General features: G+C 67.2%; 11 protein-coding genes and 1 tRNA gene. 10 read left to right on the forward strand and 2 right to left on the reverse strand.

Features of this window, described 5'->3' with window-relative positions:
- Window positions 1-13 precede the first annotated feature (13 nt).
- The 5 genes from ACIQ67_RS12165 (at window position 14) to ACIQ67_RS12185 (ending at window position 4,946) form a co-directional block, all read left to right on the forward strand.
- Window positions 14-994, forward strand: a complete 981-nt coding sequence (locus ACIQ67_RS12165; RefSeq protein ID WP_397534634.1) for an AEC family transporter — start codon at window positions 14-16, stop codon at window positions 992-994.
- A 25-nt stretch (window positions 995-1,019) separates the two neighbouring features.
- The gene (locus ACIQ67_RS12170; protein WP_397534635.1) at window positions 1,020-2,096 is read left to right on the forward strand and encodes an NAD(P)H-dependent flavin oxidoreductase; all 1,077 of its coding nucleotides are present in this window, start codon (window positions 1,020-1,022) and stop codon (window positions 2,094-2,096) included.
- Window positions 2,097-2,410: 314 nt separating this feature from the next.
- Window positions 2,411-3,688 carry a glutamate-5-semialdehyde dehydrogenase gene (locus tag ACIQ67_RS12175; RefSeq protein ID WP_397534636.1) on the forward strand — a complete coding sequence of 426 codons (1,278 nt, stop codon included), beginning with the start codon at window positions 2,411-2,413 and terminating at the stop codon, window positions 3,686-3,688.
- 2 nt (window positions 3,689-3,690) lie between these two features.
- Entirely contained in the window at window positions 3,691-4,404 is a 714-nt protein-coding gene (queC, locus tag ACIQ67_RS12180) for a 7-cyano-7-deazaguanine synthase QueC (protein WP_397534644.1), read from the forward strand.
- On the forward strand, window positions 4,404-4,946 hold the full coding sequence (locus tag ACIQ67_RS12185) for a LemA family protein (RefSeq protein ID WP_397534637.1): 543 nt from the start codon (window positions 4,404-4,406) through the stop codon (window positions 4,944-4,946). The genes queC and ACIQ67_RS12185 overlap by 1 nt, the downstream gene beginning before the upstream one ends.
- An 11-nt stretch (window positions 4,947-4,957) precedes the next feature.
- Here ACIQ67_RS12185 and ACIQ67_RS12190 read toward each other — a convergent pair whose 3' ends face one another.
- Both ACIQ67_RS12190 and folE read right to left on the reverse strand, forming a co-directional pair.
- Window positions 4,958-5,380, reverse strand: a complete 423-nt coding sequence (locus ACIQ67_RS12190) for a BLUF domain-containing protein (RefSeq protein WP_397534638.1) — start codon at window positions 5,378-5,380, stop codon at window positions 4,958-4,960.
- A gap of 29 nt (window positions 5,381-5,409) precedes the next feature.
- The gene (gene folE / locus ACIQ67_RS12195) at window positions 5,410-6,144 is read right to left on the reverse strand and encodes a GTP cyclohydrolase I (protein ID WP_397534639.1); all 735 of its coding nucleotides are present in this window, start codon (window positions 6,142-6,144) and stop codon (window positions 5,410-5,412) included.
- A gap of 113 nt (window positions 6,145-6,257) precedes the next feature.
- On the opposite strand from folE, the gene rsmB reads away from it, so the two are divergent.
- From rsmB to ACIQ67_RS12220, 5 genes are all read left to right on the forward strand, one after another.
- Complete coding sequence (gene rsmB, locus ACIQ67_RS12200; protein WP_397534640.1) at window positions 6,258-7,613, forward strand: 16S rRNA (cytosine(967)-C(5))-methyltransferase RsmB; 1,356 nt, start codon at window positions 6,258-6,260, stop codon at window positions 7,611-7,613.
- Between the two features lie 4 nt (window positions 7,614-7,617).
- On the forward strand, window positions 7,618-8,223 hold the full coding sequence (locus ACIQ67_RS12205) for a DUF4390 domain-containing protein (RefSeq protein WP_397534641.1): 606 nt from the start codon (window positions 7,618-7,620) through the stop codon (window positions 8,221-8,223).
- Entirely contained in the window at window positions 8,220-10,487 is a 2,268-nt protein-coding gene (locus tag ACIQ67_RS12210; protein ID WP_397534642.1) for an ATP-binding protein, read from the forward strand. Before ACIQ67_RS12205 ends, ACIQ67_RS12210 begins: the two co-directional genes overlap by 4 nt.
- A 13-nt stretch (window positions 10,488-10,500) precedes the next feature.
- A complete protein-coding gene (locus tag ACIQ67_RS12215; protein WP_397534643.1) occupies window positions 10,501-11,196 on the forward strand; it encodes a response regulator in 696 nt (231 codons plus the stop codon).
- 72 nt (window positions 11,197-11,268) lie between these two features.
- Window positions 11,269-11,344, forward strand: a tRNA-Phe gene (locus ACIQ67_RS12220).
- Window positions 11,345-11,424: the final 80 nt, after the last annotated feature.

Consider the following 11,424-nt stretch of genomic DNA (forward strand, 5'->3'; position numbering starts at 1 on the left):
CGATACTGCCGCCATGTCCTGGATCGTGTTCTACAAGCTGCTGGCCATCTTCATCGCGGTGGCGATTGGCTGGTTCGTCGGCCGCATGCGCTGGCTGGGCAGCGAGACGGCCGGCGGCAGTGGCGGCGACCCGGCTCGCGTGCTCTCCAACGCCGCCTTCTACATATTCGTGCCGGCCCTGCTGTTCCGCACCACGGCGCGGGTCGACTTCGCCAGCCTGCCTTGGCTGACGCTGAGCGCCTTTTTCGTGCCGGTGCTGCTGATGATCATCGGCGTCTACGGCGTGCAGCGCTGGCGCGGCGCCGGTGCCGGCGAACCGGCACTGCCCAGCGTGCAGGCCATCACCACGAGCTTTGGCAACACCTTGCAGGTGGGCGTGCCGCTGGCGGCCGGCGTGTTTGGCGAGTCGGGCCTGGCGGTGCACATCACCGTGGTCAGCCTGCATGCGCTGATCATCCTGACCGTTCTGACCACGCTGGTGGAGCTGGATCTGGCGCGTGCACAAGTCGGCACGGGCCTGCTGCAGACGCTTAAGCAGACCGTTCGCAACACGGTGATCCATCCGGTTGTACTGCCGGTGGTGGCCGGCCTGGCCTGGAACGCGGTGGGCCTGCCGTTGCCAGCCGTGCTGGACGAGGTGCTGCAGATGCTGGGCACGGCGGTGGTGCCGCTGTGCCTGGTGTTGATCGGCATGTCGCTGGCCTATTACGGCTGGCCTTCGCGCTGGCGCGGCGCGGTCAGCCTCGCACTGCTGAAGCTGTTCGCGCTGCCGACCCTGGTGCTGCTGCTGGCGCACTGGGGTCTGGGACTGAGCGGCCAGCCGCTGGCTGTGATTGTGATGATGGCGGCGCTGCCGGTGGGCTCGAACGCGCTGATCTTTGCCCAGCGCTACCAGACGCGCGAAGCCGAAACCACCGCGGCCATCGTGATCTCGACCCTGCTGTTTGCCCTCACCGCGCCGCTGTGGCTGGCGGTGCTGAGCCGGGTCGGCTGAGAAGGCTGAAAGACAGGAGCTGCCGATGACAAGCTGGCCCGACACCCGCCTGTGCGATCTGCTGGGCATCGCCCTGCCGCTGATCCAGGCCCCGATGGCGGGGCCCAACGACCATGCGCTGGCTGTAGCCGCAGCCTCGGCAGGGGCCTTGGGCTCGCTGCCCTGCGCCATGCTGTCGGCCGAGCAGATCCGCGCTGAGGCGGCGCGCTTTAGCGAACTGGCGCCTGGCCGGCCGCTGAACCTGAACTTCTTCTGCCACCGTAGCCCCGCGCCCGATGCGGCGCGCGACGCCGCCTGGCGCGCTGCGCTCAAGCCCTTCTACCTGGAGCTGGGCCTGGACCCTGACATGCCGTTGCCAGCGGCCACGCGCCGGCCTTTCGATGCCGAAAGCTGCGCGCTGGTTGAGCAACTGCGCCCCGAGGTGGTGAGTTTCCACTTCGGGCTGCCTGAGGCGGCGCTGCTGGCGCGCGTCAAGGCCACCGGCGCGCGCGTGCTGTCGTCCGCCACCACTGTGGCCGAGGCGCGCTGGCTGGCCGCGCAGGGCTGCGACGCGATCATTGCGCAGGGCGTGGAGGCGGGCGGGCATCGCGGCCTGTTCCTGGGCGATGACATCAGCACCCAGCCGGGCACATTTGCGCTGTTGCCGCAGATCGTCGACGCCGTCGATCTGCCGGTGATCGCCGCTGGCGGCATCGCCGACGGGCGCGGCATGGCTGCGGCACTGAAGCTGGGCGCAGCCGGCGTGCAGATCGGCACCGCCTACCTGCTGGCGCCAGAGTGCAAAACGCCGGCCGTGCACCGCGCAGCGCTGCAAAGCGCAGCGGCCGAGCACACCGCGCTGACGAATCTGTTCAGCGGCCGCCCGGCGCGCGGCATCGTCAACCGGCTGATGCGCGAACTGGGGCCGCTCTCGGCGCTTGCACCGGCCTTCCCGCAGGCCAGTGCCGCCTTGGCGCCGCTGCGCACCGCGGCCGAGGCGCGCGGCAGCGCTGACTTCACCCCGCTGTGGGCGGGGCAGGCCGCGCCGCTGGCACGCGCGCAGCGCGCCGTCGAGATCACGCGCTGGATCGTGGCCGAGGCGCTGCAGTGCCTGGGGCGCTAAATGGGTCCCCGCGATGCGGCTCGCCCTGATTTGGGGTGAGTGGCAAGAGGCAGGTCCTGAAGCTTGGAGCCCGGCAGGTTGGAGTGAACACAGTGAACTCCAACGCCGTCGCACATAGGAACACTTGACATCCCCCGACTCTGCGTAGAGCAATACACATGTCGCTCCGGGAATTTCAGATGGGGTCCGCGCTTGGGCGTCGCCCGACGAGGAAGGTTGGAGTTCGCAGGCTCACTCCAAGGTATCGGGCTTGCGCCGGCCCCGGGCCGGCATTGCGTGGCGTGAAAACCCGATCAGCGAGAATGCCGCTCATCATGAGCAGCACCACCGATCTCGACGCCTACATGAACGGCGTGGGCCAGGCCGCCCGCGCCGCTTCGGTCCGCATGGCCGCGGCCAGCACTTTGGCCAAGAACAAGGCCTTGCTGGCTTTGGCTCGGCGCCTGCGCGAGCAGGGGCCGGCGCTGGCCGAAGCCAATGCTCGCGATCTGGCTGCCGCCAGCGGTCTGGATGCGCCGATGCGCGACCGCCTGAAGCTGACGCCAGCGGTGATCGCCACCGTGGCCGAAGGCTGCGAGCAGCTGGCCGCAATGCCTGACCCCATTGGCGAGATCACCGGCGTGAAGCGCCGCCCCACCGGCATCAGCGTGGGGCAGATGCGCGTGCCGCTGGGCGTGTTCGGCATGATTTACGAGAGCCGGCCCAATGTGACCATCGAGGCCGCGTCGCTGGCGATCAAGAGCGGCAATGCCTGCATCCTGCGTGGCGGCTCAGAAGCCATTCATTCCAATCTGGCGCTGGCCCAGATGGTGGGCGATGCACTTGAAGAAGCCGGCCTGCCGCGCATGGCCGTGCAGCTGATCAACACCACCGACCGCGCTGCCGTGGGCCTGTTGATCGCGATGCCCGAGTATGTGGACGTGATCATCCCGCGCGGCGGCAAGGGCCTGATCGAGCGCATCAGCCTTGAGGCCAAGGTGCCGGTGATCAAGCATCTGGACGGCAATTGCCACAGCTATGTGGACGCCGAGGTCGATATCGCGCAGGCGCTCACCGTGGTGGATAACGCCAAGACGCAGAAATACAGCCCCTGCAACGCGACCGAATCGCTGCTGGTGCATGCGGCGCAGGCGGCGGCCTTTCTGCCGCAGATCGGCGCCATCTTCGCGGCCAAGGGCGTGGAGATGCGCGGCTGCCCGCGTACGCTGGCTCTGCTGGGCCCGCTGCCCGGCGCCAAGCTGGCCGCGGCCACCGAGGCCGACTGGAGCGAGGAATACCTGGCGCCGGTCATCAGCATCAAGGTGGTGGACAGCCTGGATGAGGCCATCGCGCACATCAACCGCTACAGCTCGCACCACACCGACGCGATCCTGACGACGAACCATCCGAACGCGATGCGCTTCCTGCGCGAAGTGGACTCGGCCAGCGTGATGGTCAATGCCAGCACGCGTTTTGCCGACGGCTTTGAGTACGGCCTGGGCGCCGAGATCGGCATATCCACCGACAAGTTCCACGCCCGCGGCCCGGTGGGCCTGGAAGGCCTGACCTCGATGAAGTGGATCGTGCTGGGGCAGGGCGAGGTGCGGCAATGAAGATGGATGCGTCCTCGCGCAAGGCGCTGGTGCTGTTCTCCGGCGGCCAGGACTCGACCGCCTGCCTGGCCTGGGCGCTGGAGCGCTATGCCGAGGTCGAGACGATTGGCTTCGACTACGGCCAGCGCCATCGCATCGAGCTGGAGTGCCGCCAGACGGTGCGCGCCGAGCTGGCGCGGCAGTTCCCGCAATGGGCTGCCAAGCTGGGTGAGGACCATGTGCTGGATCTGGCGCTGCTGGGCCAGATCTCGGACACCGCATTGACGGCCGAGCGCGCCATCGAGATGCAGGCCAACGGCCTGCCCAATACTTTCGTGCCGGGGCGCAACCTGCTGTTCCTGACCTTTGCGGCGACCTTGGCCTACCGGCGCGGCGCCTCGGTACTGGTTGGCGGCATGTGCGAGACCGATTACTCGGGCTATCCGGACTGCCGCGACAACACGCTGAAGGCGCTGCAGGTGGCGCTGAGCCTGGGGCTGGATGCGCCGATGACGCTGGAGACGCCGCTGATGTTCATCACCAAGGCGCAGACCTGGGCGATGACCGAGCAGCTGGGCGGCGCGGCGCTGAATGCGCTGATCGTCGAGCACACGCACACCTGCTATCTGGGTGAGCGTGGCACGCTGCATGCGTGGGGCCATGGCTGCGGCCACTGCCCAGCTTGCGAGCTGAGAGCCAAGGGCTACAACGAGTTCATTGCGGCGGTGGCCCACTGATGGACTGGTCCTGGCTTGGCTGGCTGTTCGTTGCCCTGCTGTTCTTCTGGGGCGTAGGCGCCTACAACCGCCTGATGGCGCTGCGCAATGCCATTGGCGCGGCCTATGTGCAGCTGGATCAGGCGCTGAGCGCGCGCGCCGCGCATTGCCGCGTGCTGCTGACGCTGCTGCGGCCGCAGCTGCCCAATGAACACGCCACCTTCGATGCGCTGGAAGCGGCTCAGGCCGAGGCACAGGCCGCCGCGCAGGCGGTGCGGGCCAAGCCGCATGCGGGCGATCCCGTGGCCGCTCTTGCCGTGGCCACGGCCCTGCATGCCGCAGCGCTGACGCGCTTGATGAGCCTGGTGGAGCACCACAGCGAGCTGCACCACCAAGGCGAGGTGATGGCGCTGGTGGATGAACTCAAGATGGTCGAGCGCCAGCGGGCCTTTGCGCGCCAGGTCTTCAACCAGGCGGTTGAAAAGTACAACCTCGCGGCCGAGCAGTTCCCGACCCGGGTGCTGGCCAGCTTCTACGGCTTCGGGCCGGCGCGCTCAGTCTGAGAGCTCTGCGCTCAGGCGCAGACGATGGCGCCGCTGTTGACCAGTTCCTCGAACAGCTTCATCAGCGTGGCGCCGCTCATCGCATAGGGGTCGAGCTTGGTGCTTTCGCCGTACTTCAGCATCAGCGCCGGGTTGAGCCGGTGCAGATTGACCTGGCCCATGCTCCAGCCGGCGAAGTGGCGCTCGGTGATTTCCGTGTAGCTGAGCAGCATCACGTCCTTGTGGCGCGGGTCGTCGATGATGTGCTTGTAGCGCGCATTGACCGCGCTGCGGCCGCCTTCGAGCACCTGAATGAAGATGCCGTCGGTGTAGCAGAGCAGGCCGGTCAGGCCCTCGGCCGGGTTGTGTTCGCGGGATTTCTTGACGATGGCGCTCAGCTCGGCCTCGCCCAAGGGGCTGGCGGCGCGGCTGGCGTAGAGGAGGCGGACAAGCATCGGAATCTCCGGGGGCTATCGGGTCAGGGTCACTTCTTGCTGAGCAGCGAGAGGAACTCGCGGCGCAGGTTGGCGTCCTTCAGGAAGGCACCGCGCATCACACTATTGGTCATCATCGAGTCGATGTCCTTGACGCCGCGCCAGTGCATGCAGAAATGGTCGGCTTCCATCACGATAGCCAGGCCGTCGGGCTGCACGCGCTCCTGCAACTCGTTGGCCAGCATGGTGACGGCCTCTTCCTGGATCTGCGGCCGGCTCATGATCCAGTCGCACAGGCGGGCATATTTGGACAGGCCGATCAGGTTGCTGTGCTCATTGGGCAGCAGGCCGATCCAGACCCGGCCCATGATGGGGCAGAGGTGGTGCGAGCACGCGCTGCGCACGGTGATCGGGCCGACGATCATCAGCTCGTTCAGGCGCGTGACGTTGGGGAACTCGGTCACCGCGGGCGCATCGGCATAGCGGCCCTTGAAGATCTCGCGCAGGTACATCTTGGCCACGCGCTTGGCGGTTTCCTGCGTGTTGTGGTCGCTGTCGGTGTCGATCACCAGCGCGCGCAGCACCTCCTGCAGCTTGGCCTGCACCTCGGCCTGCAGCTCGTCGAGCTCGCCGTCCTCGATATAGGCCGCGATGTTGTCGTTGGCGTGATGGCGGCAGCCAGCGGCCACCAGGCGGTAGCGGATCCGTTCGGAGGCGGGCAGCGCGGCCAGCTCAGCCTCGCTGCGGAAAATACTTTCGGGCGTCTGGCCCACTTTGCCGTTCATGGGAATCCTCGGTCTTCGTCGTCTCTGGCACCGATTGTGAGCGCAAGTTCAAGACCCTGCGTTATCAGGGCCGTGCGCGAGGGGCGAAACCTCCAAGCCCTACACTGCGGCGCGTGACAGCTTCTACCCCCTCTTCAGGCACGCTGGGCGTGCCTTTGAACCGCCTGCTGGGTCAGGTGGCGGACGCCGTGCAGGCGGTGCGCGAAGGCCGCTCGCTGACCGATGTGCTGGCGCGCTGCCCGGCGGATCTGCGGCCCGGCACCCAGGCCTTGAGTTTTCATGTGCTGCGCCTGCTGGGCAGTGCGCAGGCCGCGCGCGCCCATCTGGCGCCCAAGACCCCGCCGCCGCGGGTGGACAGCCTGCTGGTCAGCGCGCTGGCCCTGCTGTGGCCCAGCAGTGCCGAGCCGCCCTATGCCGATCACACCGTGGTCGATCAGGCGGTGCAGGCGATGCAGAAACGCGCCCCCGCCGCGGCCGGCTTCGTCAATGCAGTGTTACGGCGCTTTCTGCGTGAGCGCGATGCCGTGGTGGCCGCGGCGCAGCGCGATCCGCAGGGCGCCTTCAACCATCCGCCCTGGTGGATCGAGCGGCTGCGCCAGGACTGGCCCAGCCAATGGCAGGCCATCCTGCAAGCCAACAACCAGCACCCGCCGATGAGTCTGCGCGTCAACGCGCGGCACTTGACGGCGCAGGCTTATCTGGAACGGCTGGCGGCCGTGGGCATCGCCGCGCGGCTGGCCGGACCACTGGCGCCGCAGGGTCTGATCCTTGAGAAGGCGGTGCCGGTGACGGCATTGCCGGGCTTTGATCAGGGCCTGGTGTCGGTGCAGGATGTGGCCGCCCAGCTGGCCGCGCCGCTTTTGCTGACCGACAGGCAAGACCTGGCCCCGCTGGCGCCGGATGCGCGCGTGCTGGATGCCTGCTCGGCGCCGGGCGGCAAGACTGCGCACCTGCTGGAGCTGGCTGATCTGGATTTGCTGGCACTGGATGCGGATGCCCAGCGCCTGACTCGTGTGCAGGACACCCTGCGCCGCCTGCAGCTGCGCGCCCGGCTGACGGCGGCCGACGCGCGCCAGACCGCCAACTGGTGGGACGGCCAGCAGTTCGACGCCATCCTGCTGGACGCGCCCTGCAGCGCCTCAGGCATCGTGCGGCGCCACCCTGATGTGCGCTGGCTGCGTCGGCCCGGCGATATCGGCGCGCTGGCCGAGATCCAGACCGGCCTGCTGGATGCGCTGTGGCCCACGCTGAAGGCTGGCGGCCGCCTGGTCTATGCCACCTGCTCGATCTTCAAGGCGGAGGGGCAGGCCCAGGTCGATGCGTTTTTGCAACGCCACAGTGACGCGCGGGCGCTGGTCGTGGAGGGTGTCACCGGGCATCTGCTGCCCCTGGCTGACAATGGCTTGAACGCGGGCGGCGGGGCGTCGATGGTCGACGGCTTCTTCTACGCCCTGCTGGTGAAGAACTAGAGCCTTGCTGCCCTCCATCTCCCTTCGTGTTCCGCGCTTCACGGCCTGGCTTTGCCAGCTCGTGCTGCTGGCGCTCATCGGGCTGACGCCGCTGGCGGCTCGGGCCGACACAGTGGAGCTGACGCAGCTGGCCACCGAACGCAGCGAGGATGCGCTGGAGCTGAGCTTCAGCACCCGCTTCGAGTTGCCCCGAACGGTGGACGATGCGCTGCACAAGGGGGTGCCGATCTACTTCGTGGCTGAGGCCACGATGTGGCGCTCGCGCTGGTACTGGCGTGACGCCCGGGTGGCGCGGGTCAGCCGCACCTGGCGCCTGGCCTGGCAGCCCTTGACCCGCCAATACCGGATCAGCACCGGTGGCCTGCACCGCAGCTATGCCGGCCTGAACGAAGCACTGGCCAGCCTGCAGGGCATCTCTGGCTGGCGCATCGCCGAGGCCCGGGAGGTCGAGGACGACGCCCGCCACTACATCGAGTTCAGTTACCGGCTCGATACCAACCAGCTGCCCAGGCCGATGCAGATCGGCCTGGGCGCGCCCCAGGGCTGGACCCTGGCCGTGGCGCGCACGCTGACGCTCAACCCTGACTTCAGCAGCCAGATCAGGCCATGAACAAGGCCGCGCGCTGGGCCTGGCTGGTTTCTCTGGTCGTCGTGACGGGTGCCGGCGGTGTGCTGGCCTTCTTGTTGTCCATCGGGGCGACCGCGCCTCGCGGCTTTTTCGAGCGGCACTACGTCTGGCTGTTCTGGCTGAATGTGACGGTCGCCACCGTGCTCGTGCTGGTGATCGGTGCTGCTGCCTTGCGCCTGGTGCTGCGGGTGCGGCGTGGCAAGTTCGGCAGCCGGCTGCTGCTCAAGCTGGCCGGCATCTTTGCCCTGGTGGGCCTGGTGCCGGGGCTGCTGATCTACACCGTGTCCTACCAGTTCGTGAACCGCAGCATCGAGAGCTGGTTCGACGTCCGTCTGGCCGGTGCGCTGGAGGCGGGGCTGAACCTGGGCCGCGTGACGCTGGACGGTCTGGTGGATGAACTGGCCAACAAGACCCGCGACGCTGCGGATCGATTGGGCGAGGCCGGCGCGGCCCCGCAGACCCTGACCCTGGAGCGGCTGCGTGAACAGATGCTCGCGCGCAGCGTGGCCTTGGTGGGCAGCAATGGGCAGATCCTGCTGGCCGTGGGCGGCGATACCAGCTCGCTGACACCGGATCGCCCCTCCGCCAGTCTGATGCGCCAGGCGCGCTCGGCCGGCGTGATCAGCCAGCTTGAAGGTCTTGAGGACGAGACCCAGGCCCTGCAGGGCCAGGCCCGCATCCGGGCCTTGGCACTGCTGCCGGGAAGTCAGTTGCAGCTGGGCGGCGGCGACCGCTATCTGATGGTGGTACAGCGCGTGCCGGCCCAGGTGCTGGCCAATGCGCTGGCGGTGCAGACGGCCAGCAGCGAGTACCAGCAGCGCGCACTCGAACGCGATGGCCTGCGCCGCATGTATCTGGGCACGCTGACGCTGGTGCTGATCCTGGCCGTGTTTGCGGCCCTGCTGCTGGCCGTGACCCTGGGCAACCAGCTGGCGCGGCCGCTGCTGCTGCTGGCCGACGGCATGCGGCAAGTGGCCAAGGGCGACCTGACGCGCAAGCCGGTGCTGGCCTCGCGCGATGAGTTGGGCGGCCTGACGCGATCTTTTGCCGACATGACGGACCAACTGGCCGATGCTCGTGCGCTGGTCGAGCGCAGCGTGGCGCAGCTGGAGAGCGCGCGCACCAATCTGCAGACCATCCTGGACAACCTGACCGCCGGCGTGATCGTGTTCGACTCGCGCCATGCCATCGAGACGGTGAACCCCGGCGCCACGCGCATCCTGCGCCTGCCGCTGTCGGCCTACCAAGGGCGACGGCTCGAGGACATTCCGGAGCTTGAAGCCTTTGCTCATGCGGTCTGGCAGCGCTTCGATCAGCTCAGCGATGCGCCCGAGGCGGGCGAGCGCGGCCATTGGCAGGACGCCTTCGAGCTGCAACTGCAAGAGGGGCAGGACACGCTGACGCTGCTGGTGCGCGGCGCCTATCTGCCGCAGGATGGCCGGCTCATGGTGTTTGACGACATCTCCGAGGTGGTGTCGGCGCAGCGCTCGCAAGCCTGGAGCGAGGTGGCACGGCGCCTGGCTCACGAGATCAAGAACCCGCTCACGCCAATCCAGCTCTCGGCCGAGCGCCTGCAGCACAAGCTGGAAGCCAAACTCGAAGGCGCGGACCAGGCGATGCTGGTGCGCTCGGTCGGCACCATCGTCAACCAGGTGCAGGCGATGAAGCAACTGGTCAACGAATTCCGCGACTATGCGCGCCTGCCCTCGGCCAAGCTCACCGCGCTGGACATCAATGCGCTGGTGTCCGAGGTGCTGGGCCTGTATGCGCCAGCCCAGGAAGCCGGTCGCCTGCACGCCGAACTGGCAGCCGAGCTGCCGCTGATCATGGGCGACACCTCTCAGCTTCGGCAGGTCATTCACAACCTAGTGCAGAACGCGCTGGACGCTGTCAGCGACCGCCCTGACGGCCATGTCCAGGTGCGCACCCAGAAGTCATTCAACGATGCTGGCGAGCTGCGAGGCTTGCGGCTCATCGTCAGCGACAATGGGCCCGGTTTCGCAGACAAGGTGTTGAAGCGGGCTTTCGAGCCCTATGTCACGACGAAGAGCAAAGGCACGGGACTCGGGCTTGCCGTCGTGAAGAAAATCGCCGACGAGCACGGCGCGCGGGTTCGACTGAGCAATCTGCACCCTCCGGGTGAGGACGCTACCGCGACGCTGGGTGCTCAAGTTTCGTTATCATTTTCAAAACTCGCGACTGCACCCAGCCCGACCGAACCCGGCGAAGCGAACAGGGCCGCGTGAACAGCAGGCATACATGGCAACCATTCTTGTAGTCGACGACGAACTGGGCATCCGGGCCCTCCTGTCCGAAATCCTCAGCGACGAGGGCCATACGATCGAACTCGCGGAGAACGCCGCGCAAGCCCGCGCCGTGCGCGAGCGCATGCGGCCGGACCTGGTGCTGCTGGACATCTGGATGCCCGATGTGGATGGCATCACGCTGCTCAAGGAATGGGGCAGCAGCGGCCAGCTCTCCATGCCGGTGATCATGATGAGCGGCCACGGCACCATCGACACCGCCGTCGAAGCCACCAAGTTCGGCGCCAACGCCTTCCTGGAGAAGCCGATCACTTTGCAGAAGCTGCTGCGAGCTGTCGAGCAAGCCCTGGTGAAGACCGCGCCGCGCTCGGTGCCCACGCCCGGCCTGCCCAATTACTCGCGCGCCGAGCTTGGCGTTGCACACGCGATGCCCAGCAGTCTGAGCGCGCCTTCGATGAGCGCCATGCCCGTCGCACAACTGGCGTCTGAGCAACTCTTCGAGCTTGACCGGCCGCTGCGCGAAGCGCGCGATGCGTTCGAGAAGAGCTACTTTGAGTTCCATCTCGCCAAGGAAAGCGGCTCCATGACCCGCGTGGCCGAGAAGACAGGGCTGGAGCGCACCCACCTCTATCGAAAGCTCAAGCAGCTTGGCGTGGATTTGAGCCGCAACAAGCGCGGCGGCGGGCTGTGAGCCAAAAAGCTGTGTTATAGTCTTGGTCTTCGCTGATTCGGAGCCACGCTTTCGAATCAGCAAATTAACAAAGGCCTGGTAGCTCAGTTGGTAGAGCAGCGGATTGAAAATCCGCGTGTCGGTGGTTCGATTCCGCCCCAGGCCACCATTAAGAATCAAGCACTTAGCCCACCCTAGCCGGTGGGCTTTTGCTTTTTCTGACGGTGTTTCTGACACTTCCAGTGGTGA

This window comes from Roseateles sp., from assembly GCF_044373315.1.
GTDB lineage: Bacteria > Pseudomonadota > Gammaproteobacteria > Burkholderiales > Burkholderiaceae_C > JACDQM01.